22 protein-coding genes are annotated in these 23,728 nt (G+C 65.7%); 11 read left to right on the top strand and 11 right to left on the bottom strand.

Annotated features, from left to right (window positions below; translation table 11 throughout):
- The first annotated feature begins 39 nt into the window (after window positions 1-39).
- A complete protein-coding gene (locus tag CIW53_RS09565; protein WP_149364483.1) occupies window positions 40-552 on the top strand; it encodes a Slp family lipoprotein in 513 nt (170 codons plus the stop codon).
- A gap of 29 nt (window positions 553-581) precedes the next feature.
- Here the strand turns inward: CIW53_RS09565 and CIW53_RS09560 are convergent, their stop codons facing one another.
- Window positions 582-977 (bottom strand): VOC family protein, encoded by a 396-nt coding sequence (locus tag CIW53_RS09560; RefSeq protein ID WP_149364482.1) that lies wholly within the window; start codon window positions 975-977, stop codon window positions 582-584.
- 196 nt (window positions 978-1,173) lie between these two features.
- Window positions 1,174-1,872, bottom strand: a complete 699-nt coding sequence (locus CIW53_RS17925) for a DUF6597 domain-containing transcriptional factor (RefSeq protein WP_242451840.1) — start codon at window positions 1,870-1,872, stop codon at window positions 1,174-1,176.
- 87 nt (window positions 1,873-1,959) lie between these two features.
- On the opposite strand from CIW53_RS17925, the gene CIW53_RS09550 reads away from it, so the two are divergent.
- From CIW53_RS09550 to CIW53_RS09540, 3 genes are all read left to right on the top strand, one after another.
- Window positions 1,960-2,871, top strand: a complete 912-nt coding sequence (locus CIW53_RS09550) for a cation diffusion facilitator family transporter (RefSeq protein WP_149364480.1) — start codon at window positions 1,960-1,962, stop codon at window positions 2,869-2,871.
- A 74-nt stretch (window positions 2,872-2,945) separates the two neighbouring features.
- A complete protein-coding gene (locus CIW53_RS09545) occupies window positions 2,946-3,485 on the top strand; it encodes a DUF2058 domain-containing protein (RefSeq protein ID WP_149364479.1) in 540 nt (179 codons plus the stop codon).
- A gap of 313 nt (window positions 3,486-3,798) precedes the next feature.
- On the top strand, window positions 3,799-4,476 hold the full coding sequence (locus CIW53_RS09540; protein WP_149364478.1) for a type 1 glutamine amidotransferase domain-containing protein: 678 nt from the start codon (window positions 3,799-3,801) through the stop codon (window positions 4,474-4,476).
- A gap of 46 nt (window positions 4,477-4,522) precedes the next feature.
- On the opposite strand, the gene CIW53_RS09535 is transcribed toward CIW53_RS09540, so the two are convergent.
- A complete protein-coding gene (locus CIW53_RS09535; protein ID WP_149364477.1) occupies window positions 4,523-4,915 on the bottom strand; it encodes a VOC family protein in 393 nt (130 codons plus the stop codon).
- Window positions 4,912-5,313 (bottom strand): MmcQ/YjbR family DNA-binding protein, encoded by a 402-nt coding sequence (locus CIW53_RS09530; protein WP_149364476.1) that lies wholly within the window; start codon window positions 5,311-5,313, stop codon window positions 4,912-4,914. Before CIW53_RS09530 ends, CIW53_RS09535 begins: the two co-directional genes overlap by 4 nt.
- 192 nt (window positions 5,314-5,505) lie before the next feature.
- Here CIW53_RS09530 and CIW53_RS09525 point away from each other — a divergent pair, with 192 nt between their 5' ends.
- The 3 genes from CIW53_RS09525 to CIW53_RS09515 all read left to right on the top strand — a co-directional run bounded on the left by CIW53_RS09525 (window position 5,506) and on the right by CIW53_RS09515 (window position 12,142).
- Window positions 5,506-6,111: a GNAT family N-acetyltransferase gene (locus CIW53_RS09525; RefSeq protein ID WP_149364475.1), complete on the top strand. Its 606-nt coding sequence runs from the start codon at window positions 5,506-5,508 to the stop codon at window positions 6,109-6,111.
- Between the two features lie 181 nt (window positions 6,112-6,292).
- Window positions 6,293-9,841: a transcription-repair coupling factor gene (gene mfd / locus CIW53_RS09520; RefSeq protein WP_149364474.1), complete on the top strand. Its 3,549-nt coding sequence runs from the start codon at window positions 6,293-6,295 to the stop codon at window positions 9,839-9,841.
- Window positions 9,842-10,396: 555 nt separating this feature from the next.
- Window positions 10,397-12,142 carry a diguanylate cyclase gene (locus CIW53_RS09515; protein ID WP_149364515.1) on the top strand — a complete coding sequence of 582 codons (1,746 nt, stop codon included), beginning with the start codon at window positions 10,397-10,399 and terminating at the stop codon, window positions 12,140-12,142.
- 6 nt (window positions 12,143-12,148) lie between these two features.
- Here CIW53_RS09515 and CIW53_RS09510 read toward each other — a convergent pair whose 3' ends face one another.
- From CIW53_RS09510 to CIW53_RS09495, 4 genes are all read right to left on the bottom strand, one after another.
- Complete coding sequence (locus CIW53_RS09510) at window positions 12,149-14,419, bottom strand: thiamine pyrophosphate-dependent enzyme (RefSeq protein WP_149364473.1); 2,271 nt, start codon at window positions 14,417-14,419, stop codon at window positions 12,149-12,151.
- An 88-nt stretch (window positions 14,420-14,507) separates the two neighbouring features.
- Window positions 14,508-15,119, bottom strand: a complete 612-nt coding sequence (locus tag CIW53_RS09505; protein WP_149364472.1) for a glutathione S-transferase family protein — start codon at window positions 15,117-15,119, stop codon at window positions 14,508-14,510.
- Window positions 15,120-15,698, bottom strand: coding sequence for a GNAT family N-acetyltransferase (locus CIW53_RS09500; protein WP_149364514.1), 579 nt, complete (start codon window positions 15,696-15,698; stop codon window positions 15,120-15,122). It abuts the gene before it with no gap.
- A gap of 216 nt (window positions 15,699-15,914) precedes the next feature.
- Complete coding sequence (locus CIW53_RS09495; RefSeq protein ID WP_149364471.1) at window positions 15,915-17,084, bottom strand: acyl-CoA dehydrogenase family protein; 1,170 nt, start codon at window positions 17,082-17,084, stop codon at window positions 15,915-15,917.
- Between the two features lie 136 nt (window positions 17,085-17,220).
- Here CIW53_RS09495 and CIW53_RS09490 point away from each other — a divergent pair, with 136 nt between their 5' ends.
- The gene (locus tag CIW53_RS09490; RefSeq protein WP_149364470.1) at window positions 17,221-18,096 is read left to right on the top strand and encodes a DMT family transporter; all 876 of its coding nucleotides are present in this window, start codon (window positions 17,221-17,223) and stop codon (window positions 18,094-18,096) included.
- A gap of 8 nt (window positions 18,097-18,104) precedes the next feature.
- On the opposite strand, the gene CIW53_RS09485 is transcribed toward CIW53_RS09490, so the two are convergent.
- Window positions 18,105-19,064, bottom strand: a complete 960-nt coding sequence (locus CIW53_RS09485) for a YafY family protein (protein ID WP_149364469.1) — start codon at window positions 19,062-19,064, stop codon at window positions 18,105-18,107.
- Window positions 19,065-19,155: 91 nt separating this feature from the next.
- Here CIW53_RS09485 and CIW53_RS09480 point away from each other — a divergent pair, with 91 nt between their 5' ends.
- The 3 genes from CIW53_RS09480 to CIW53_RS09470 all read left to right on the top strand — a co-directional run bounded on the left by CIW53_RS09480 (window position 19,156) and on the right by CIW53_RS09470 (window position 21,710).
- The gene (locus CIW53_RS09480; RefSeq protein WP_149364468.1) at window positions 19,156-20,001 is read left to right on the top strand and encodes an NIPSNAP family protein; all 846 of its coding nucleotides are present in this window, start codon (window positions 19,156-19,158) and stop codon (window positions 19,999-20,001) included.
- The gene (locus CIW53_RS09475) at window positions 19,998-20,633 is read left to right on the top strand and encodes a LysE family translocator (RefSeq protein ID WP_149364467.1); all 636 of its coding nucleotides are present in this window, start codon (window positions 19,998-20,000) and stop codon (window positions 20,631-20,633) included. Before CIW53_RS09480 ends, CIW53_RS09475 begins: the two co-directional genes overlap by 4 nt.
- A gap of 186 nt (window positions 20,634-20,819) precedes the next feature.
- Window positions 20,820-21,710 carry a transporter gene (locus tag CIW53_RS09470; protein ID WP_242451839.1) on the top strand — a complete coding sequence of 297 codons (891 nt, stop codon included), beginning with the start codon at window positions 20,820-20,822 and terminating at the stop codon, window positions 21,708-21,710.
- Between the two features lie 142 nt (window positions 21,711-21,852).
- On the opposite strand, the gene CIW53_RS09465 is transcribed toward CIW53_RS09470, so the two are convergent.
- On the bottom strand, window positions 21,853-22,782 hold the full coding sequence (locus CIW53_RS09465) for a 5'-nucleotidase (protein ID WP_149364466.1): 930 nt from the start codon (window positions 22,780-22,782) through the stop codon (window positions 21,853-21,855).
- Window positions 22,783-22,865: 83 nt separating this feature from the next.
- Window positions 22,866-23,627, bottom strand: a complete 762-nt coding sequence (locus CIW53_RS09460; RefSeq protein WP_149364465.1) for an NAD kinase — start codon at window positions 23,625-23,627, stop codon at window positions 22,866-22,868.
- Between the last annotated feature and the right edge of the window lie 101 nt (window positions 23,628-23,728).

The raw sequence follows: 23,728 nt of genomic DNA, 5'->3' as shown, positions 1-23,728 counted from the left end.
CCCGACCGCCGTGCGGTCCAGTCATCACAGGAGTCTGCCATGCGCAACGTCGCCCGCTCCCTGCTCCGCCTGCCCGCCTTGCTGGTGCTGTTGACCGTGGCGGCCTGCGCCCCGGCGCCGATCTACAAGACGACGCCGCAGGCGGTTGCCGCTACCCCGCAACAGGTGGCGCAAACACCCGAACGCTTTGCCGGCGGTGACGTGATCTGGGGCGGCCGCATCGTGCAGGTGATCAACCTGGCCGATCACAGCGAAATCGAATTGCTCGCCTATCCGCTGGATTCGTCGCAGCGCCCCAAGGCCAACGACAGCGGCAACGGCCGCTTCATCGCGCTGCTGCCCGGTTACGCCGAGCCGCTCGATTACCCGGCAGGCGCGATGATGACCGTCAGCGGCAAGCTCAACGGCAGCCGCGCCGGCAAGGTCGGCGAAGCCGATTACGTGTTCCCGCTGGTCAGCGCCGCACAATCGCACGTCTGGACGGCCGAGGAAATGCGCAAGGGCCGCAGCAACATCCGCTTCGGCGTAGGCCTGGGCGTCGGCATCCGCTGACGCCTTGCGGTCTCGCTCCGTCCCGGAACTCAGCGCTGGAACTGCGCGAACGTGACGAAGTGGCCGCCAGGTTCGCGATAACCGATCTCGGTCGCGCCATAAAACGTTGCGTGCCGCGACGCCACGATCTCGCAACCCTCAAGCGCCATGGCCAGCGCGTCGATGTCATCCACCTCGACGAACAGGCAACTGCGGTCGCCCCGCCACGACATCCCCGCCGCATGCGGATCGGCGGCCAGCGAGGCAGTGGTCTGCAACATCAACTCGATGCCGTTGCCAACCAGGATCGCGAACGCCGGCCCTCCCTCGCCCGGCACCTCGGCGCTTATCGCGAAGCCCAGCCGGTCGCGCCAGAACGCGAGGCTGGGCGCGATGGTTTCGACGTACAACACGGGTGTGGCCTTGCGGCAAACGGGTAACGCCATGACGGGACTCCTTGGGCACGTGGGGAACCAGCATGTCCGAGTTTGCCGTGGCTGTATTGAACGAACGCGTCAGCGTGCGGATTTGATGGTCGCTATTTGGCAGTCTTTTCGGCGTCGACCTGGCACGATTGTTCAACACCGATAGGGACCACATCAGCGCCAGCGCCCAGGTGTCACTCCGGCGAAGCGACGGAATTCACGCACGAAATGCGCCTGATCGCTGTAGCCCGCCGCCATGGCGATTTCCACCGACCGCCGATCGCTTCGCAGCAACAGTTGCCGCGCGCGTTCGAAGCGCAGCCAGCGCAGGTGTTGCTTTGGACTGACGCCGACGTGCTCCATGAAACGTCGTTGCAGGGTGCGCAGGCCGACACCCGTCTCGTCGGCCAAGGCGGCCGCCGACGGCAGTGCCGGTCGCCCCTGCAAGCGCTGCAACAACCCGGTCATGCTGTCCAACCGCAACGGCGAAAAAGCGGCGATCAGACTCGCATCGGCGCGGCAACAACGGGCGGCAACAACGGGCGGCAAAGTCCCGATCGTCGCACCACCCGTTGAGCGGCGGACGCCACGCCTGTGCGGGCAGCGCGGCAAACTCGGCACTGTCGTCGGTCAGCAGCGACAGCGGCGCGCCCAGCAGCGGAAACAATCCGCCTGGCACGAAGCGGATGCCGAACAGATCCTGTCGGCCGGCGGCCTGAACCTCGATGGCGCGAGTCATCGTGCCGACCCAGCGCATCCGCGGCGACATGCCGGAAAAGTCGCAGATCAGATCGGCGCAGCCATCAGGGAGAATCCGCTGCGTGGCCGGCGCGCCGTCGGCCGCGCTGTCGATGCTCCAGTAAGCGGCAATCCACTCATGCAAAAACGGCGATGGCGAGGATTCCCGGTAGCTCATGCGAGCATCTTGCCATGCCGCAAAAGGGTGCTGGCCGGATTTTCTTGCGGTGGCTTACACTTCACGACCCTGTCGAAGGAACCGAACATGTCCGGCCACGCCGCCAACCCGATCAAGGCCATCCTGCTCGCGCTGGGCGCCAACTTCGCCATCTTCGTCGCCAAGCTGTTCGCCGCGATCGTCACCGGCTCCGGTGCGATGATGGCCGAGGCGGTGCACTCGCTCGCCGACTGCGGCAACCAGGGCCTGCTGTTGCTAGGCATCCGCCAGGCCAAACGCCCGCCGTCGGACGAATTCCCGCTCGGTTGGGGCCGCGCGCTGTACTTCTGGTCGTTCCTCGTCGCGATCCTGCTGTTCAGCGTCGGCGGCATGTTCTCGATCTACGAAGGCGTGCACAAGCTCACCAACCCCGAACCGCTGAAGTTGCCGTGGCTGGCGATGGGCGTGCTCGTCTTCGGCATCGTGGTCGAAGGCATCTCGATGCGCGGCTGCATGCAGGAAGTGAACAAGGCGCGCGGCGATCAGCAACTGTGGACCTGGTTCCGCGAAACCCGCTCCAGCGAGCTGCTGGTGATCTTCGGCGAAGACCTCGCGGCCCTGGTCGGCCTGTGCCTCGCCGCGCTCGCGATCGGCGCGACCATGCTCACCGGCAACCTGATGTTCGACGCCGCCGGCACCATCGCCATCGGCACCTTGCTGATCGTGGTGGCGGTGCTGGTGGCGATCGAGGTCAAGGCCCTGCTGATCGGCCAGGGCATGGAGCCGCGCCGCCGCGACGAACTGATGGGCTTCCTCAAGACGCGCCCGGAGGTCGCCGAAGTGCTGAACCTGATCACCCTGCAGATGGGGCCCGACGTGATGGTGGCGGTGAAGGCACGCATGCAGCCGACCGCCAGCGGCGAGCAACTGATCGCGGCGATCAACACGGTCGAGGAGGCGATGAAGACGGAGTTCGGCGATGTGCGCTGGAGTTTCTTCGAGCCGGACAATGCGGACTGATCCATAACGGTCGGCTTTGCAGGCCCGCGCTACAATCCCGAACCGACACTCCGCCCGGCCTCTCGTCCATGCCCATGCGCAATCCCCTGCAGGAACAACTGCTCAAGGTCGGACTGGTCAACAAGACCAAGGCCGCGCAAGTCGTGCGCGAGCAAGCGAAAAAGCACAAGGGCAAGGGACCGGCGGCACCGAGCGCCGAAGAGATGGAGGCGCGCCGGCTGCAGGCGGAGAAGGCGGAGCGCGATCGCGCCATCGCGGCCGAGCGCAATGCGCTGGCGCGGGCCAACGAGGCGCGGGCGCAGATCCAGCAGATCGTCGAAGCCCACAAGGTGAAGCGCGAAGGCGAGATCCCCTACCGTTTCACCGACGGCGACAGGATCCGCGACGTGCTGGTGAACGAAGCCCTGCGTGCCCAGCTCGCCGGCGGCACGCTGGTGATCGTGCGCCATGGGCAGGGCTACGAATTGCTGCCGCGGGTCGCTGCCGACAAGGTGGTCGAGCGCGACGCAACGATGATCGTGCTCGACCACGGCCGCGCCGAAACCGGCAGCGGCAACGCCGCTGACGATGAGTTTTACAAGCAGTTCGAAGTGCCGGATGACTTGATCTGGTAGCGCCAGGCGCTTGCTGGCGGACATCGCGGCGCTCGATCACCTGACCTACCGCGCGTAATGGCCTACCGGCGAATCGTCTACTCCAAACCCGGGCCAGCACGGTGGCGCAGCCTTAGGTCCCGGTGATCGATCGCGGGGGACATTCGTCACGGCGCACGCCTTTGCCATTTGCCCTGCGCAAGCGAGCTCCCGGTCCAACGCACGAACACCCACTCGCTGCAGACCACTTGGCCTGCGCTTCCGCCATCCCCATCTCAGGGTCACCGGGAGGCCTGCATCCGCCATCGCTCCTACCAATCAATCGGGAACCCGCATGAAAATTCTCATGGTGCTCACGTCGCATGACCAGCTTGGCCAGACCGGACAGAAGACCGGTTTCTGGCTGGAGGAATTCGCCGCGCCCTACTACGTGTTCAAGGACGCTGGCGCGCAGATCACGGTGGCCTCGCCGCATGGCGGGCAGCCGCCGCTTGATCCCAAGAGCGATGATCCGTCGGCACAGACCGACGCGACGCGTCGTTTCAAGGATGATCAGGCAGCGCAAGTCGTACTGGCCAGCACGCACAAACTGCAGGACTTGAAAGCCGCCGATTTCGACGCCGTGTTCTATCCGGGCGGCCACGGCCCGCTGTGGGACCTGGCCGAAGACGCGACTTCGATCGCGCTGATCGAAGCCACCGTGGCGGCAGGCAAGCCGGTGGCCGCTGTATGCCACGCGCCGGGCGTGCTGCGCCATGTGAAGTCGGCCGATGGCAACGCCCTGGTGCAAGGCAAGTCGGTCACCGGCTTCACCAATACCGAAGAAGAGGCGGTTGGCCTGACCCAGGTGGTGCCGTTCCTGGTCGAGGACATGCTGAAGCAGAACGGCGGCAGCTACAGCAAGGCCGGCGACTGGCAGCCATACGTGGTGACCGACGGCCTGCTGATCACCGGCCAGAACCCGGCCTCCTCCGCCCCGGCCGCGCAGGCGCTGTTGAAGATGCTCGGCTGATCGACCGGCGCCAGTGCGGCTGCTTGCGGCCGCATTGGCGCCACGCCTAGCCGGCCGGCTGCAGCAGGTCCCAGCCGTTGCCATACAGATCCTCGAACACCGCCACCGTGCCGTAGGCCTCGTGGCGCGGTTCCTCGCGAAAATGCACGCCGGCGGCACGCATGCGCTGCCAGTCGCGCTGGAAGTCGTCGGTGTGGAGCAACAGAAAAACGCGGCCGCCGGTCTGGTTGCCGACGCGTGACAGCTGTTCGTCTCCCCTGGCCCTGGCCAGCAGCAGACGCGTTTCGCTGGAACCAGGCGGCGCCAGCAATACCCAGCGCTTGTCGTTACCCATCTCGGTGTCTTCGATCAGCTCGAAGCCGAGGATGCCCGTGTACCAGGCGATCGCCTCGTCGTAATCGGCAACCAGCAGCGCCAGTGCACTCAGATACTGCATCATTGTTTGTCCTTCAGTGTCGGCAGCGGGCCGAGTTCGGCCTGCCGTTTTCTCGCCAGCCTGGTGCGCACCGTGGCATAGGCGTCCAGCAGCAGCGCCTGCAGTTCAAGCGTGGTGAAGCGCGACGGCTCGGTGACGCAAACCCAGCGCGCACGCGCAAGATACGCTGCGGGAATGACGCCGGGCTGGTCGGTCAGCTCGAGGAAACGTTCGTCCGCCACCTTGAATGCCAGGCGGCCGCCTTCCCGGCCATCCATGTGGATCATCGCGAACATCTTGTCGGCAACACTGAAGACCAGATTGTCGCCCCATTTGATGTCGCGGGTGACGCCTGGCCAACCGCCGCAGAGTGCTTCCAGCTGGGTCACCGACATGCCGGTGGGGCGCCTGTTCTTGCTCATGGGATGTCCCTTGGGTGCTGCATTGTGCCGAGCTGGCCGCGTGCCTGTCTTCCCCGCCTGCGGCATTCCGTACCGCAGCACGATTCCAGCGGCATCGCACTCGCCCCGCCCCTGCGCATGCTGAACGGGCCTGCATTCGTCATTGCAAATTCATGTTGCGATGCACACAATACGCAAAAGTATGGAACTGCCATGATCCCTGCCATCGACTTCGCTGCGCCCTCCCGTTTCGCCTCGTTGCCGCCGCGCAGCAGCGAGCGTTTTGCCCACCCGCAGGTGGTGCCGTCGACCGACGGTGAGCGGGTGCGCACGCAGGATGGCCGCGAACTGGTGCTGCGCGCGATCGAGCCTGGTGACATTGCCGCCATGCAGCGCTGCTTCACCCGGTTGTCGCCGGAGGACATCCGCCGCCGCTTCCTGCATGCGATGTCCGAGCTGCCCGCGCCGATGGCGCAGCGGCTGTGCCGCATCGACCCCGCGCTCGAGACCGCCTATGTGCTGATGGACGAATCGGTGCAACCGGCGGAGATGCGCGGCGTGGGCCGGATCTACGTCGACGAGGCTATCGACAGCGCCGAGTTCTCGGTGCTGGTGGAGCAGGACTGGAGCCGCCGCGGCCTCGGCGCCTTGCTGATGAATCGGCTCGTCGACGACTGCCGCCGCCGCGGGCTCGCCGAGTTGTGGGGCTACGTGCTGCTGGAGAACCGGCCGATGCTGCAACTCTGCCGCGAGCTTGGCTTCACCCAGCGAATGATGCCCGACGAACCGGGCACGGCGCAGATCACGCTGAAGCTTTAGACCTTGCAGGAGCGCACCCTGTGCGCGAACGTCGGACATTGCACGCCTTCCATCAACGGCTAGAGCATCGCGCACAAGGTGCGTTCCTGCAGATGGCGACGAAGCCTGTCGGAGCCGTCGCGTTACACTTGCCCGCTTTCCCCGGCGCGGCTCGATGGCAGCGCCTTCAACGCGCGCGCCTATGTCCAGCCTGATCAAACACCCGCCCCTGCCGACCACACCCAGGCAACGCCGCTACTGGACGCCGCCCCACGGTTCCAGCCGGGCGTTGCTGATCGCCGAGGCGGCGCGCACGCACGCGGGCCTGCTGGTGGCGGTGACACGCGACAGCCAGCGCGCGCAGGCGCTGGAGGCGGAGTTGAATATCTTCGCCGGTGGGCTGCCCGTGCTGCATTTTCCGGATTGGGAAACGCTGCCCTACGACGCGTTCAGCCCGCACCCGGAGATCGTCTCGCAGCGTATCGCCACGCTGTACCAGTTGCCGAGTGTGCAACGCGGCGTACTGGTGGTGCCTGTGGCGACGCTGATGCAACGCATCGCGCCCCGTGCGCACATCACCGGTTCCGGGCTGGTGCTGGCCAAACGCCAGAAGCTCGACCTGGCAGCCGAGCAACGCCGGCTGGAAGCATCCGGGTATCGCCATGTGCCGCAGGTGGCCGAACCCGGAGATTTCGCCGTGCGCGGTTCGCTGCTCGACATCTTTCCGATGGGCACGGCCGAGCCGTACCGCATCGAGCTGTTCGATGACGAGGTGGAATCGATCCGCAGCTTCGATCCGGAGACCCAGCGCTCGCAGCAGCAAGTGGAGAAGATCGAGCTGCTGCCTGCGCGCGAGTTTCCGTTGACCGAAGAGGCCGCGAAGAATTTCCGCGGCAACCTGCGTGAGCGCTTCCCGATCGACGTGCGCCGCTGCCCGCTGTACCAGGACATGAAGGAAGGCGTCACGCCCGGCGGCATCGAGTACTACCTGCCGCTGTTTTTCCGCGAGACCGCCACGCTGTTCGACTACCTCGCCGACGATGCCTTGTTCGTGCTCGGTGAAGGTGCCGGCGAGGCGGCCAACCAGTTCTGGACGCAGACCGCCGAACGCTACGACCAGCGCGCGCACGACATCGAACGCCCGGTGCTGCCGCCGGCCGAACTCTACCTGCCGCCGGAACAGTTGCGCGAGCAGCTCAACAAGCGGCTGCGGGTGGAAGTGGTCGACGCCGGCCACGAACATGCGATCGACACCGGCACGCAGCCGGCACCGGAATTGCCGCTCAACCGCAAGGGCGAAGAGCCAGGCACGTCGCTGCGTCATTTTCTGTCGAGCTATCCGGGGCGCGTACTGATCGCCGCGGATTCGGCGGGACGACGCGAGGCGCTGATCGAGACGCTGGCGGCAGCCGGGTTGAAACCGCAAGTCGTGGAGAGCTGGGCGGCATTTCTGCCGCCACAAGCGCCTGTGGGAGCGGCTTCAGCCGCGACCGCGTCGCCGCATGCGGGCAAGAGCATCGCGGCTGAAGCCGCTCCCACAGAAGCATCTGCGCGCTTCGCGATAACCATTGCCGGACTGGAACAGGGTTTCGCGCTCGACAAACCGACGATCACCCTGCTCACCGAGCGCGAACTCTACGGCGAGCGGGTGCGCAGCGAGCGCGACCGCAAGCGCCGTCGCGGCACGGCACGCGATCCGGAAAGCATCATCCGCGACCTCACCGAGCTCACCCTCGGCGCACCGATCGTGCATGTCGATCATGGCGTGGGCCGCTACCAGGGGCTGGTCTCGATGGACGTGGGCGGCATGGATGGCGAGTTCCTCACCATCGAATACGCCAAGGGCGACAAGCTTTACGTGCCGGTGTCGCAACTGGGCCTGGTCAGCCGTTACAGCGGCACCGCGCCGGAGCTCGCACCACTGCATTCGCTCGGTGGCGATGCGTGGGAACGAGCGCGCAAGAAGGCCGCCGAGAAAGTGCGCGACGTGGCCGCCGAATTGCTGGCGATCTACGCGCAGCGCGAGGCGCGCGGCGGAGAATCGATGCCGATCGATCGTCAACTGGTGGAGGAATTCGGCAGCACGTTTCCGTTCGAGGAAACCCCCGACCAGGAAACCGCCATCGAGGCCGTGCTTGGCGACCTGGCCGCGCCGCGCGCGATGGATCGCGTGATCTGCGGCGACGTCGGCTTCGGCAAGACGGAAGTCGCTTTGCGCGCCGCGTTCGCCACCGCCACCGCCGGCAAGCAGGTCGCCGTGCTGGTGCCGACCACCCTGCTCGCCCAGCAGCATTACCGCAATTTCGCCGACCGCTTCGCCGACTGGCCGGTGCGGGTGGACGTGCTGTCGCGCTTCAAATCCACGAAGGAAGTGAACGACGCGCTGAAGCGTCTCGCCGACGGCCAGATCGACGTGATCGTCGGCACGCACAAGCTGCTGCAGCCGGACATCAAGTTCAAGAACCTCGGCCTGGTGATCGTCGACGAGGAGCAACGCTTCGGCGTACGCCAGAAGGAGCAGCTGAAGAAGCTGCGCGCCGAGGTCGACCTGCTGACGATGACCGCCACGCCGATCCCGCGCACATTGAACATGGCGATGGCCGGCCTGCGCGACCTCTCGCTGATCGCCACGCCGCCGGCGCATCGCTCGGCCGTGCGCACGTTCATCTCGGCGTGGGATCCGGCGACGATCCGCGAAGCGCTGCAACGCGAGTTGTCGCGCGGCGGCCAGGTGTACTTCCTGCACAACGAAGTACAGAGCATCGAACGCACCGTGCGCGAACTCGAAGAGCTGGTGCCCGAGGCACGCATCCGCATTGCCCACGGCCAGATGCCGGAGCGCGAGCTGGAAGGCGTGATGGCGGACTTCCATCGCCAGCGCTTCAACGTGCTGGTGTGCACCACGATCATTGAAACCGGCATCGACATACCTTCAGCGAACACCATCATCATCAACCGCGCCGACCGTTTCGGCCTGGCGCAGCTGCATCAGCTTCGCGGCCGCGTCGGCCGCTCGCATCACCGCGCCTACGCCTATCTCGTCGTGCCCGATCGCAAGTCGATCACCGCCGATGCACAGAAACGCCTCGAAGCACTCGCCTCGCTGGAAGAGCTCGGCGCCGGCTTCACCCTGGCCACCCACGACCTGGAAATCCGCGGTGCCGGCGAATTGCTCGGCGACGAACAATCCGGCCAGATCCAGGAGATCGGCTTCGGCCTGTATACCGAGCTGCTGGACCGCGCCGTGCGCGCACTGAAATCGGGCAAGGTGCCGGACTTCGACCTCAGCAGCGAACACGAAACCGAAGTCGAGCTGCACCTGCCCGCGCTGATTCCCGACGATTACCTCGGCGACGTGCACGCGCGACTGACCCTGTACAAGCGCATCGCCAGCGCGCGCAGCGAGGATGAGCTGCGCGACCTCCAGGTGGAGATGATCGACAGGTTCGGCCTGCTTCCGGACAGCACCAAGCAGCTCTTTGCGGTGGCCAGCCTGAAACAGATGGCCACCCCGCTCGGCATCCGCAAGCTGGACTTCGGCGCCAACGGCGGCCGCATCGTGTTCCGGGAAAAACCCGAGGTCGATCCTATGGCCATCATCAAGCTGATCCAGCAACTGCCGCGCGTGTACAAGCTGGATGGCCAGGACAAGCTGAAAGTGATCCTCGACCTGCCTGGCGCCAGCGAACGTATCCGCAGCGCACAGGAAGTGCTGGTGCTGCTCGGCGCTCGCCCACTGCACCGAACTTGAGGCTCGTCATTCCGGCCAGGGCCGGAAAAGCCGTTCGGCAGCGAAGCTGGTCATCGGCTTTCAAGAACGAAACGAGTCGTCGCACTTTCGCGGGACGGCATCCGGTTGCACCACGGAAAGTGCGATTCCGGCCTTCGCCGGAATGACGACCGAGGATGTTTCCGGAGCAGCGTGCGCTGCCGCCAGGTAATGCGGACGCACCTTGTGCCGTTGCGCGTCCATCTTGAACCCGATCGGTTGTGCCGCCGGGGCCGTCAGTCCCCGGTGTGGGGGAATGCGCGCCATCGATGCTGGCACGGCTCCTGCTTGGGGACCGGTCAGGAGCGGTGCGGCTTCACATGCCGACCGTTCGATCCATTGGCATAATGAGCGAATCGGGAAGGGCAGGCGCGCGACCACGGTCACTGAATGGTCCGATGCCGGCAAGCAAGCAGACAGTCGGGCGGCCTGCATACTGCAGCGCCGCAGGGTGGCGTGTGGCGGCCAGGGGTGACGACGAATCCAACGTTCGCCGTTACCCGCAAACTCTCGCAGAACCGGGAGACGCGGATGCAGATGCGGATCACGATACCGGCATCAGGCTGCCACTGGCGGTCACGGGTCGGCTTTGTGTTCGGCTTGCTGTGCCTCGCGCTGGGTGCCGCCCGGGCAGCCACGCCCCTCAATGGCGCGTGGCGTGAGGTCAGTGCCAGCGACACACCGCAAATCGTGCTGGACGAATATCACAGTGGACTGCTGAAGAGCTTCGATCCGTCCTTGCTGCAGCGGTTTCCGAACGCTCGCCTGGGAAGCTGGGTGGTGCTCGCGCCACAGCCACCGTGGAACAACGACGAGCGCGTACTGACCATTTACCCGCCGACACTGGGCACGGTCACGGTATACGGGTCGGACGGGAAGCAATCGCTGGCGCTGGACGATTTCAGCGAACCCGAACATGGTCATGGCCGGCTGGCCTGGCGCGTGCCGGCCACGCAGGCGGCATCGGCGCCGATCCTGCTCAAGTTCGAGCCGTCGACCAATTTGAGCGCGCCGGTGCGATTCCAGTTGCAGCCATGGAGCGCCTACGCGCAACAGGACGCGCAATGGCTGGTATTTGCGAGCGCATCTTTTGCCGTGATGCTGGCGATGGTGCTGATGGCACTGTGCTTTGCATGGATGCTGCGCGATGTCACTTATGCCTGGTACGGCGGTTACATCCTCTGCTACACGCTGATCCAGGGCATCCAGACCGGATTCCTGTTTCACCCGCTGGAGTGGGAATGGATGGCCGGAACGGCGATGCTGGCCGGCACGGTGGCGATCGCGTTGTCGGTGGCGTTCGCGTCGATGTTCATGATGCGTTTCTGCGAACTGCAGCGTTACGCACGCCTGTTGCGGGTGCCGATCATCGCGCTGGCGGTCGGCATGATCCAGTTGGTGCTGATGCGCTGCAGCCACGTTCCCTTGCTGGTCGAGGTCGCGCAGGTGCTGCTCAACCCGCTGTTGATGATCGGCGCGGCGCTGTTGCTCATCGCCGCGATCGTGGCCGCGGCACGCGGATCGCGTCAGGCGTGGTTTTTCCTGGCCGGCTGGACACCGCTGCTGCTGCTCACCGCGATGACCAGCGCCCAGGTCAACGGCGCGTTGCCGCAACTGGACTGGCTCAACGATGCCAGCCTTGCCGGTGGCGCGTTCGAAGCCGTCGTGCTGTCGCTGGGACTGGCCGATCGTGCGCTGCGTCTGCGGCTGGATCGCGATGTCGTGCGAGGGCTGGCCGACTACGACGCGCTGACCGAGGTGCTCAACCGGCGCGCCTGGGGCGAACGTGCCGGCGCCGCGATGGCCGGCGATCCCGCCCGGTCGATGGCATTGCTGTTTCTCGATCTGGACCATTTCAAGCTGCTGAACGACCGCCAGGGTCACAATACCGGCGACCGTGCACTGGTCGCGGTGGCCCGGGCCCTGGTGGCCGAACTTCGTCCCGCGGATCTGCTGGGGCGATATGGCGGCGAAGAGTTCGTCGCGCTGCTGGACGCCACCATGGCCGAGCAGGCCATGCACGTGGCGACCCGCCTGTGCCGCCGGGTGCATCGGCTGGAGATTCCCGCCAATGGCGACTCGCTGCTGCTCAGCATCAGCATCGGAGTCGCCATGCGTCAGCAGGGCGACAGCCTGGAGTCGCTGATCGAACGCGCCGATCAGGCGATGTACAACGCCAAGCTCAACGGCCGCAACCAGGTCTGCATGTACGGCGACACCAAACTGCTGACATCAACGGCGCCGCACCTGCACGTCGTGGAGAGGCGCGGCAGCGAAAGCTGATCCTGCTCAGCGCCGCGCCAGGTCCCGTGCCGCGGCCACCACGTCTGCCTCGCCCGGCAGGACAAGCAGAGCCGCACCCGCCAGTGGAGTGAAGGTATCGGCACCGACCACCCGCTGCATCGGCGTCGCGCCACAACCGCCCTCGACGATCGCGGTGATCACGCCCTCGCCTACGCCAGCGCTCTTGCGACCCTCGTCCAGCACCAGGATGCGTTTGGCGCTCGATGCCTGCGCGGCGATGAAGGCGTCGTTGAGCGGCGCCAGCCAGCGCAGGTCGACCACGCGCACCTGCCAGCCCAGTTCCTTTTCGATCGTGCGCGCGGCACGCAACGCCATCGGCACGCCGTTGCCGAAGGTGAATACCACCAGGTCGCTCGCCGCGTCGTTGTAGATGCGGCCCTCGCCCAGCGTCATCGCCTGGTCCGGTGCCGGGTAGTCGAACTGCCACTGGCCGTCGCCGGCTTCGTACAGGTCCTTGGTCATGTACAGCGCGATCGGTTCGAGGAAGGCGCACACGCGACCGTCGACCTTGGCCAGCGCCATCAGCGTGCGCAGCATCATCGCCGCGTCGTCGCCACGGCTGGGACAACCGACAACCAGGCCGGGGATGTCGCGCAGCGGCGTGATCGAGTTGTCGTTGTGGAAGTGTCCGCCGAAGCCCTTCTGGTAACCCAGCGACGCGATGCGCATCACCATCGGGTTGCGGTACTGGTCGTTGGAGAAGAATTGCAGCGACGCCGCCTCGCCGCGGATCTGGTCGCAGGCGTTGTGGAAATACGCCAGGTACTGGATCTCCGGCAACGGCAGCATGCCCATGTTGGCATAGCCTTGGGCGAGGCCCAGGATCATCGTCTCGTCCAGCAGCGTGTTGAACACGCGACTGCCCTTGAAGGTCTTGTTCAGCCCCTTGGTGACGGTGTACACGCCGCCCTTCTGCGCCACGTCCTCGCCGAACAGCAGCGCCTCGGGATACTTCGCCAACAGGTCGTGCAGGGCCTGGCCGATCTGGATAGCCATGTGTCGCGGCGGCAGGTTTTCCGGCAGCTTCGCCTCGCCGCCGAACACGGCCAGGCGCTTTTCGGCGTAATCGGAACGCGTGGCCTCGGCCTTCACCGCAGCCGGCGTGTACGGTGCCAGCGGTTTCATCACGTCTTCGAGCGTGGTCAGACGATGGCGTGAGTCCGCATCCTCGGCGGCGGCGAAGCAGCGCTTGCGGGTGGCTTCGTACAGGTTCAGCAGGTCGTCTTTCGAATAGAGGCCGGACTCCAGCGCGATGCCGGCCGAGCGCAGCAGCGGATCGGAGCATTCGACGGCGAACAGTTCCTCGATGCTGCGCCATTCGATCTCGAAATCGGTGCCGGCGTGACCCATCACGCGAGTGGTTTTCAGGTGCAGGAAGGTCGGCCGACGCGTCGTGCGGCAATGCTCCACCGCACGCTGCACCTGGGCGTAGCCTTCGGCCAGGTCGAGGCCGTCGGCGAAAAAATAATCCAGGTTCGCGCGATGCTGATAGTTGTTCGCCACCCAGCCGCTCGGCGTCTTCACAGAGATGCCGATGCCGTTGTCCTCGCACACGAACAGCACCGGCGCGGGCAGCTTCTGGTACGCCGTCCATGCCGCGGTGTTGAAAGCGGTCTGCGCACTGGCGTGGTTGCTGGAGGCATCGCCGAACGAGCAGATGGTGATGCTGTCATCCGGGATCGGCAGTGCGTGGCCGATACGCCGCGCCTGCTCGATCGCCACCGCGGTGCCCAGCGCCTTGGGCAGGTGCGAGGCGATCGTCGAGGTCTGCGGCAGCACCCACAACGGCTTGCTTCCCCACACCTTGTGGCGGCCACCGGAGGCCGGATCATCCTTGCTGGCGGCGAAGGAGAGCGCCGAATCCATCACCGGGTCCATCCCCGGGATCTTGCGGAAGCGCTCGGCCATGAAGCCGCCGGAACGGTAATGCAGGAATGCCGGATCGGTATGCCGCGCCAGCCGCGCCACCATTGCGTTGCCCTCGTGGCCGGACGAACCGATCGTGTAGAACACCTTGTTCTGCACGCGCAGCACGCGCGCCATCAGGTCGAGGTGGCGCGAGATCAGCTGCGATTCCAGCAATTCGCGGAAACCGCGTGCATCCAGCGCACTGCCCGGCGACACCGCCTCATCGTCGCGCGGCGCGGCGCGCACCTCGCCCTGCCACAACTGCACGAACTCGATGAAGTTCTGGTCGACGACCTCGGCACGGTTGAAACCCTTGTGGCGAGCGCTGATGGTGAACGGTAGGGACATGGTGGTTATCGGCAAGGTAGTGAAAGGTTTCGCGTAGGAGCCCGCTGGCGGGCGATGCCTTTGAAGAGCATCGCCCTCCAGCGGGCTCCTACGACGGCGAGTGCTGCATCGGAGTATGGCCGGGCTGCGCCTGCACGCGGTTGAGCCAAGCGCAAATATGGGGGAACGCCGACAACTCGAACCCGCCGTCGCCCGCGCAATGGGTATACGCGTACAGCGCGATGTCGGCAATGCCGTAGCTGTCGCCGACGAACCAGTCGCGCCCGGTCAGGTGCTGCTCCATCACCGTCAGCACCTGCGCGCCTTTCTGCAACAACGCCGGCACTTCGGCCTGACGCGGGTGATCCGCTGGAAGCCAGCCGCGAATGAAGCGCGCCACTGCGATGCAAGGCTCATGGCTGTACTGCTCGAAGAACAACCACTGCAGCGTCTGCGCGCGCAGCCAGCTGTCGTCCGGCAGGAACGGCGTGCCTTCGGCGAGATAACACAGGATGGCATCGGACTCGGCCAGCCGGCGTCCGTCGTCCAGTTCCAGCAGGGGTACCTTGCCGTTCGGATTCTTCGCAAGATAGCCGGAGGTGCGCGTCTCGCCATGCGCACTGTCCACATCCACCCAGCGGTACTCGCGACCAAGCTGGTCGAGCAGCAGTTGCAGCTTGTAGCAGTTGCCGGAGGCTCGCATGCCGTAGATCGTGATCACTTAATTGCTCTCCCCACACTGGATGACTGCCTTCATGGCTGCGCGGCGGCGATGCCATTCATCACGGGTCTGGCCCCATATCTCGATCGGCGTATCAGGGAGCGGCGCGGGAAGGAGGCCAGGACCGTGGCAGGTCGAACCGAGTCGCCGGGCCAGCGCCTGCGACGCGTGGTTTTCGGGATCGATGGAATGGATCACCTCGCTCCAGCCAAGGTGGTCGAAGGCCCAGTCGATCGCTGCAACGGCTCCCTCGCAGGCATAGCCCCTGCCCCACGCCTCGCGTACCAGCCCCCAACCCACCTCGGTACCGGGCCAACCTTCCGGATACCAGGGGCCGAGCTGACCGATCCAGCGACCGCTGGCTTTCTCGATCACCGAAAACATCGAAAAGCCCTGAATCGCCCACGCCCCGGCCTTGGCCAGGAAGCTGCGCCATGCCACCGCGCGGACCTGTGCGCCGCCGATGAAACGGGCCGCCTCGGCATCGGCCATCTTCGCCGCATAGGCATCGAAATCCTCCGCCCGCGGCGGGCGCAGGATCAGGCGTTCGGTTTCAATGCGGATATCGGGAACTTGCAAGGCCAGGCTCCTGAAGCCCCTCTCCATCGGGAGAGGAGCTGGGGCGAGGGCTCGGGTCTTGCGCAAGCCATCCAGATTGCGTTTCGCCCGAACCCTCATCCGTCGCTTCGCACCATCTTCATTCGGCACATCCCTGTGCCTCACCCTTCGGGCGGCTTCGCCGTGCAAATCGGCTGTCCTGCCGATTTGTCTCCCAAAGGGGGAAGGAGAAAATCATCAGAACGCGTTGATGCCGGTCAGCTCGCGGCCGACCACCAGCTCGTGCACGGTCTCGGTGCCTTCATAGGTGATCACCGATTCCAGGTTCAGCGCGTGGCGGATGGCGCCGTGCTCGGTGGTGATGCCGGCGCCGCCGAGGATGTCGCGGCACTGGCGGGCGATGTCGATCGCCATGCGGCAGTTGTTCCACTTCGCCAGCGAGACCTGGGTCGGCTGCATCTTGCCCGCGTCCTTCAGGCGGCCGAGCTGCAGCGACAGCAGCTGCGCGGTGGTGATGCGGCGGGCCATGTCCGCCATCTTCAGCTGCACTGCCTGGTTCGACGCCAACGGACGGCCGAACAGGATGCGCTCCCTGGTGTAGTCCAGCACTTCCTTGAGGCAGGCCTGCGCCGCGCCGATCGGGCCCCAGGTGATGCCGTAGCGCGCCTGGGTGAGGCAGCCCAGCGGACCCTTCAGGCCTTTCACGTTCGGCAGCCGCGCACTGTCCGGCACGCGCACGTTGTCGAAGAACAGCGCACTGGTGACCGAAGCGCGCAGGCTCATCTTCTTGTGGATTTCCTGTGCCTTGAAGCCGGCGGTGTCGGTCGGCACGACGAAGCCCTGGATGCCGTCCTCGGTCTGCGCCCACACGATCGCGATGTGCGCCAGGTTGCCGTTGGTGATCCACATCTTGGCGCCGTTGATGACCCAGTCGCCGCCATCCTTCTTGGCGTGGGTCTTCATGTTGGCCGGATCGGAGCCGCCGTGCGGTTCGGTCAGGCCGAAACAGCCGATCACTTCACCGGCGGACATCTGCGGCAGGTACCGCTTTTTTTGCTCCTCGCTGCCGTAGGCAAAGATCGGGTACATGCACAGCGAGCTCTGCACCGAGGCGAAGCTGCGCAAGCCCGAATCGCCGCGCTCCAGCTCCTGGCAGATCAGGCCGTAGCTGACCCCGTTCATGCCGGCACCGCCGTATTCCTCGGGAATCGTCGCACCGAGCAGGCCGAGGCCGGCGATCTCCGGGATCAGTTCCTTCGGGAAACGGCCCTGATCGAAGCAGTCGCCGATGATCGGCAGCACGCGTTCGTCGACGAAGCGGCCGACGGAGTCCTGCACCATGCGCTCCTCGTCGGTGAGCAGCGAGCGGACATCGTACAGATCGAGCGGATTCAGACTGACAGCCATGGAAACTCCGGAGACGGGCGCGTAAAAGCCGCTATTGTAGCGCGGGACCCGGCGGTGCACAGGCGCCCCGGCGCCGGTCGGGCCGTGGCGAAAACTGCCCGTGCCAGGTCCGCCCCTCACTCATCGCCGGAAGTTCATGTTCAAAGGTGTGTTGCTCGGTTTCATGGCCTTCGCCGCCTACGCGCTCAGCGACGCATTCGTGAAGTCGCTTCGTGGTTCGCTGCCGGCCTACGAGGCGGTCTTCTTCGGGGCAGCGCTCGGCCTGACCGCGCTGCCCTTCATCAAGGGCGGCGGCGACCGCTGGCATGAGGTGATTTTCGCGCAGCGACAGGGTCTGTGGGTGGTGCGTGCCGTCGCCAGCGCGATCGGCAGCGTCGCCGCGGTGATTGCATTCACCGCGCTGCCGATGGCCGAGGCATTCGCGCTGATCTTCCTGCTGCCGGTCTTCGTCACCATCCTGTCGGTGCTGGTGCTCAAGGAGCACGTCGGCTGGCGCCGCTGGTCGGCGGTGGTGGCCGGTTTCATCGGCGTGCTGGTGGTGCTGCGACCGGGTTTTCGCGTACTCGGCATCGGCCACCTGGCAGCCATCGTCTGCGGGCTTGCCGGCGCCATCTCGATGATCGCCATGCGCCTGTCCGGCTCGCACGAAAAGCGCGTCACCCTGTACGGCGCCGGCGTGATCGGCTCGATCCTGCTGACCGGCATGCTGATGCTGCCGGCCTTCGTCTGGCCGTCCCTGCATCAATGGCTGCTCCTGCTCGGTTACGGCCTGCTCGCTGCGCTCGGTTCGGTGCTGCTGATGCTGGCCACGCAGAACGCGCCGGCCAACCACGTGGCGCCGACCCAGTACAGCCAGATGTTGTGGGCGGTGCTGCTTGGCTATGTTCTTTTCCACGATCGACTGGACTGGCCGATGGCGATCGGCATCGCGATCATCCTTGGCGCAGGACTGTTCACGTTCCTGCGCGAGGACAAGGTCACGCGCTGGTGGAAGCGCATCCGGATGATCTGAGGGCGCCGTCAACCGGCAACCGTCGCCATGGCATGCAGGCGCGTGGCACAGCGCGCAAGCTCGGCACGCAATTCCACCGGCGCACGTATCTCGAAGTCGAACGGCACACCGGCAAGCTGGCGCGCGAACCAGGCCAGATCGTCGGCACTGCTGCGCAACAACACGCCGCCATCCACAGGCTCCAGCAGGCCGAAGCCGAGCGAGAACGCGCGGCGCGCCGTCGGCAGGTCGGCATGCAGCAGCACCTCGATGCTGCGGCCTCGCGGCATGCCGGCAATGCTCTGCGCCAGTTGCTCCAGCGCGTCGAAATCCGCGGGTCGTTCGAAGTGCTGCTCCAGCAGTGTCACCTCACCCATACGGTCCAGCCGGAACGAGCGCAGGCCGTGGCGCAGGTGACACATGCCCAGCGCATACCAGGCGCCGGCGCGCCAGGCCAGCCCGTAAGGATCGAATTCCCGCTCGGTGTGGCTGCCCTGAGCCGAGTCGTAGCCCATGCTTACCCGCTGCTGCGCCTGTGCCGCCGTGGTCAGCGCGATCAGCGCGGCATTGCTGACAGGTGTATTCGTGGCAGGCAGCAGGTCGACCTTGACGGTATCAGCGATCGCGCGCACGTGGCGCTTCAGGCTGTCCGGCATGACCCGGGCCAGCTTGGCCTGCACGCTGGCCACCGCCGGCGCCGCATCGGCCAGGCCCAGGCCGCGTGCCGCCACCATGCCCACCGACAGCGCCACCGCCTCGTCGTTGGTGAACATCATCGGCGGCAGCTTGAATCCGGCGACCAGCATGTAGGCACCGTGGCGGCCACGTTCGGTGGTGAGCGGAATGCCGAGATCTTCCAGCATCACGATGTAGCGCCGCAGAGTGCGCACGTCCACGCCGACCCGGCGCGCCAGTTCCGGCCCGCTCATGCGGCCGTGGCTCTGCAGCAGGTCGAGCACCGCCAGCACGCGGGTGGTGGGTTTCGCCATGGCGGCATTGTAGTAGCCAATCAGGGCGAATTTTGACCTGTATCGGCTTTATCGTGCTGGCTCCAACCACGCACCGGAACGGGGGATCTCCATGCAGAACTTCAGATCATGGCTGGCAGCGCTTGCCACCTGTGTTGCGCTCGGCATCGCGGCCCCCGGATACGGCAAACCAGCCAGCGAGGCATCCACCATGGAAAGCGTGCAACATCTGCAGGATTACCAGGTCGTCGAATTCCGCCGCTACGTCACCAGCGACGGCGAACTGGCAAAGTTCGTCAAGTATTTCGACACCTATTTCCCCGAAGCTTTCGAGCAGCTCGGCGCGATGGTGTTCGGCCAGTTCACCGAGCGCGACCACCCTAACCACTTCACCTGGCTGCGCGGTTTCCACGACATCAATGCGCGGCCGATCGTCAACGCGGCGTTCTATTACGGGCCGCTGTGGAAGGAGCATCGGGTCAAGGTCAACGCGATCCTGCCGGACAGCGACAACGTGATACTGCTGCGCCCGCTGCATCCGGACCAGGGCATCACGGTGCTGCCGGCCGTCGACCCGGTGACCGAAGATCATGGTGCGCAGGGCGTCGTGGTCGCACAGATCTTCGCGGTGAAGAAAGGCAGCGAGGAAGCGTTTGCGAAGCAGGCCGAGGCCGCCTTCGGGGCCTATCGCATCGACGGCGTGCATCCCGCGGGCGTATTGGTGTCACTGGACGTGCCGAACAACTTTCCGCAGTTGCCGATCCGCACGGATGGCCCGTTCCTGGTGTGGCTTGGCGTGGTCCGCGACAACTCGACGCTGGACAAGGGCCTTGCGCCACGCCTCGCATCCGCCGAACAGTCGCTGCTTGCAGGCGGCCTGCTGCGCAGCGCACCGGAACGCGTGGTGATGGACCCGACCCCGCGCTCGCGCCTGCGCTGGCTGCCCATGTCGCCATGATCCACTACGAGCAGTTGTGGCTGTTCTTCGCGCTGGTCTTCGGCATCATCGTGCTGCCGGGACTGGACATGGCCTTCGTCATGGGCAGCACCCTTGCCGGCGGGCGCAGCCGCGGTTTCGCCGCGGTCGCCGGCATCATTGCCGGCGGCGTCTGCCATGTGCTGATGACGGCGCTGGGCATCAGCATGCTGATCAGGTTGATCCCGGGCATGTTCAATGCCCTGCTGCTGGCCGGCGCGCTGTACATCGCCTGGATCGGCATCTCGCTGATGCGCAGCGAATCCTCGTTCGGCCTGCGCCCGGACATCCAGCCGCGTTCAGGTGCAGCGACCTTTCGCCAAGGCATGCTGACCTGCCTGCTCAATCCCAAGGCCTACCTGTTCATGCTGGCGATCTTCCCGCAGTTCCTGCGCCCGGAATACGGCCTGATCTGGCTGCAGGCGCTGGTGATGTGGCTGATCATCGCGATCAACCAGCTATGCATTTACGGCAGCGTGGCACTGATGGCCGATCGAGCCCGGCATTGGCTGCAACGCAAACCGGCATCCGGAATGATGGCGACGCGCTGCGTGGGCGGCCTCCTGATTGCTGCGGCGATGTTCACCGGATTTGAAGGCTGGCACCGGATCTGAGCAAGAAACGGCTGGCCATGGCGATGCGAGAAATGGATCGTATGGCGGAACCAGGGGCATGAGGCAATGAAGATGCAGTTCGCAAAAATCATGTCGTCGCAACGACGATGCTTCGCTTGCTTCTGCATGCTGGTCGGCACCTTGCTGTCGCCGACGGCACGGGCCCAGGCCGCAACAGATCACCCGATGACGCCCTCGGAAGCCGCGCCGCCACCGCCTCCACGCCAGTCGCTGGACGACGCGTGGTGGACAGGCCCGATGCTGGCGAACTCGGCCGCGACCTTGCCGCGCGGCCATTTCCTGATCGAGCCCTATCTCTACGATGCATCCTCGCCGCATTCGGATGGTTTCGGCTCGCTGACCTACATGCTCTACGGACTCACCGACCGGCTGACAGTCGGCCTGATTCCCGTGCTGGGCTACAACCGGATGGACGGCGCGGGCGACAGTTCCGGCATCGGGCTGGGCGACGTCAGCGTGCAGGCGCAATACCGGCTCACCGAATTCCACGAGGGCAGCCCGCTGCCGACGATCTCGCTGCAACTGCAGCAAACGCTGCCGAGCGGAAAATACGACCGGCTGGGCAACCGGCCCGGCAACGGGCTCGGCAGCGGTGCCAGCACCACGACGCTGCAGCTCAACACGCAAACATACTTCTGGCTCGCGAACGGCCGCATCCTGCGCATGCGCCTAAACGTGGCGCAGTCCGTTTCCGGCAAGGCGCAGGTCGAAGACGTCAGCGTCTACGGCACGGCGAACGGCTTTCGCGGCCACGCCAGACCCGGCAACTCGTTCTTCGTCAACGCGGCCTGGGAATACAGCCTGAGCCGGCGCTGGGTGCTGGCGTTCGACCTCACCTGGCGCCGCAATCACGGTACCCGCGTGGACGGCGTGATGCTGCCCGGCGATGCGCATATCCGTCGAAGCTCGGGTTCCAGCGAAGCATTCGGCTTCGCGCCCGCGATCGAATACAGCTGGCGCGCCAACCTGGGCGTGTTGTTCGGCACCCGGGTAATCACCGGTTGCCACACGCCGACCACGATCACCCCGGCGATCGCGATCAATTACGTGCACTGAGAACCGGTGAGAGTTCGATCCTAGTCATCGAAGCTGGAATCATCCGACCGAAAGTATCGGCTCCGGGGCCGCATCGTCCTTCGTGGTCCGCCAGTTCCTCACCAGCGTGCTCACCCTGAAACCATGCCCGCCTGACGACAAGTCAGCGGTTGCTCACCCCGTGGGGCACGTGCCCGGTCGCCACGTGCTTGCGCGCGGACTCCACATTGGCCGGCGAATCGTCGAAGAAGATGTCGGCGCCGAACGCGTCGAGGAACGGACCCTTGTCGCGACCACCGAGGAACAGCGCCTCGTCGATGCGCACGCCCCACTTGCGCAAGGTGAGGATCACGCGCTTGTGCGCGGGTGCGGAGCGGGCGGTTACCAGGGCCGTGCGGATCGGCGAGTCTTCGGCGGGGAACGCGGTCTGCAGGTGATGCAGCGCGGTGAGGAAGCCGCGGAACGGACCCACCGACAGCGGCTCGGTGGCGTGTTCGGTTTCGCTGCGATGGAACGCTTCCAGGCCTTCCTCGCGCGACACCCGCTCGCCCTCGTCGCCGAAGATCACCGCGTCGCCGTCGAACGCGATGCGCAGTTGCTCGCTCATGCGCGGCGGCGCGGTGCTGGGCAGGATCGTCGCCGCGGCCACGCCGGCGGCAAGCGCACGACCCACATCCTCGGCGTTGGCTGAGAGGAACAGGTCGGCCTTGAACGGCGCGATGTAGTCGGACGTCGGCGCACCGCTGGTGAACGCGGCGCGGCTGATTTCCAGGCCGTAGTGCTGGATCGCGTTGAAGATGCGCAGGCCGGTGTCGCCGGAATTGCGCGACAGCAGGATCACCTCGACCGGCGGCACGTCGCCGGCCAGCTTGTTGAGGCCGAGCAGCTTCTGCACCAGCGGGAACGCCACGCCGGGCTGAAGGATGTCGTTTTCGTGATCGATCTGGAACGAGCGGTAAGCGTCGAGCCCATCGCGCTCGAACAGCGCGTGGCTGTCGCCGAGGTCGAACAGCGCGCGCGAGGAAATGGCGACGACCAGTCGGTTGTCGCCGACGGCGGCGGGATCGTGCGCATCGACGGGGAAAGTGGTCATGCGTCGTGTGCCTGGTCAGAAGATGGCATTGAATCTAGCAAACGTGCTGTGGTTGTGGCGGCGGTTGAGCAAGAGCTTGCTCCTCACTCCGCCGCAAACTGCTCGTCCAGTATGCGCTGTTCGAGGTTGTGCTCGGGATCGAACAGCAGCCGCACGCCCTGCCCGCCGGACTGCCTGATCGCCACCGTGCGAACGTCGCGCACTTCATGAAAATCGGCAGTGGCGCTGACCGGACGTTTGCCGGGGTCGAGCACGCGCAGGATCACTTCGGTGCGATGCGGCAGGATCGCGCCGCGCCAGCGACGCGGGCGGAATGGGCTGATCGGGGTAAGCGCGAGCACGTTCGCGTCCAGCGGCAGGATCGGGCCATGCGCGGACAGGTTATAGGCGGTGGAGCCGGCCGGCGTGGCGACCATGATGCCGTCGCAGATCAGGTTCGGCAGCTTCACGATGTCGTTGAGTTGCACTTCCAGATGCGCGGCCTGGTTGCTCTGGCGCAACAACGAGACTTCGTTGAACGCCAGCGCGGTATGCACATCGCCGGCAGCGTCGACGACCTGCATCTGCAACGGAAACAGCGACGCGGTGTGTGCGCGGGCGATCCGCTCGGGCAGGCTGTCGAGCTTGTGCTTGTTCATGAGGAAGCCGACCCGACCCAGCTTCATGCCGTAGACCGGCACTTCCAGTTCGCGGTATGCGTGCAGGGTACGCAGCATGAAGCCGTCGCCGCCCAGCGCCACGATCAGTTCGGCCCGCTCCGGCGGCACGTCGCCGTAGCGTTCCACCAGTTTGCGCTGTGCCTGCTGGGCGACACTGGTATCGCTGGCGACGAAGGCAAAGCGCATGGGATTCGGCCCGTGGTGGCGATCCGATCAGCTTACCGTAGGAGCCCGCTGGCGGGCGATGCTCTTGAATACCGACAGAAGAACATCGCCCGCCAGCGGGC

Source organism: Rhodanobacter sp. T12-5, from assembly GCF_008329435.1.
Taxonomy (GTDB): domain Bacteria; phylum Pseudomonadota; class Gammaproteobacteria; order Xanthomonadales; family Rhodanobacteraceae; genus Rhodanobacter.
Note: the sequence above shows the minus strand (reverse complement) of the source record. Positions and strands in the feature narration are given on the sequence as shown.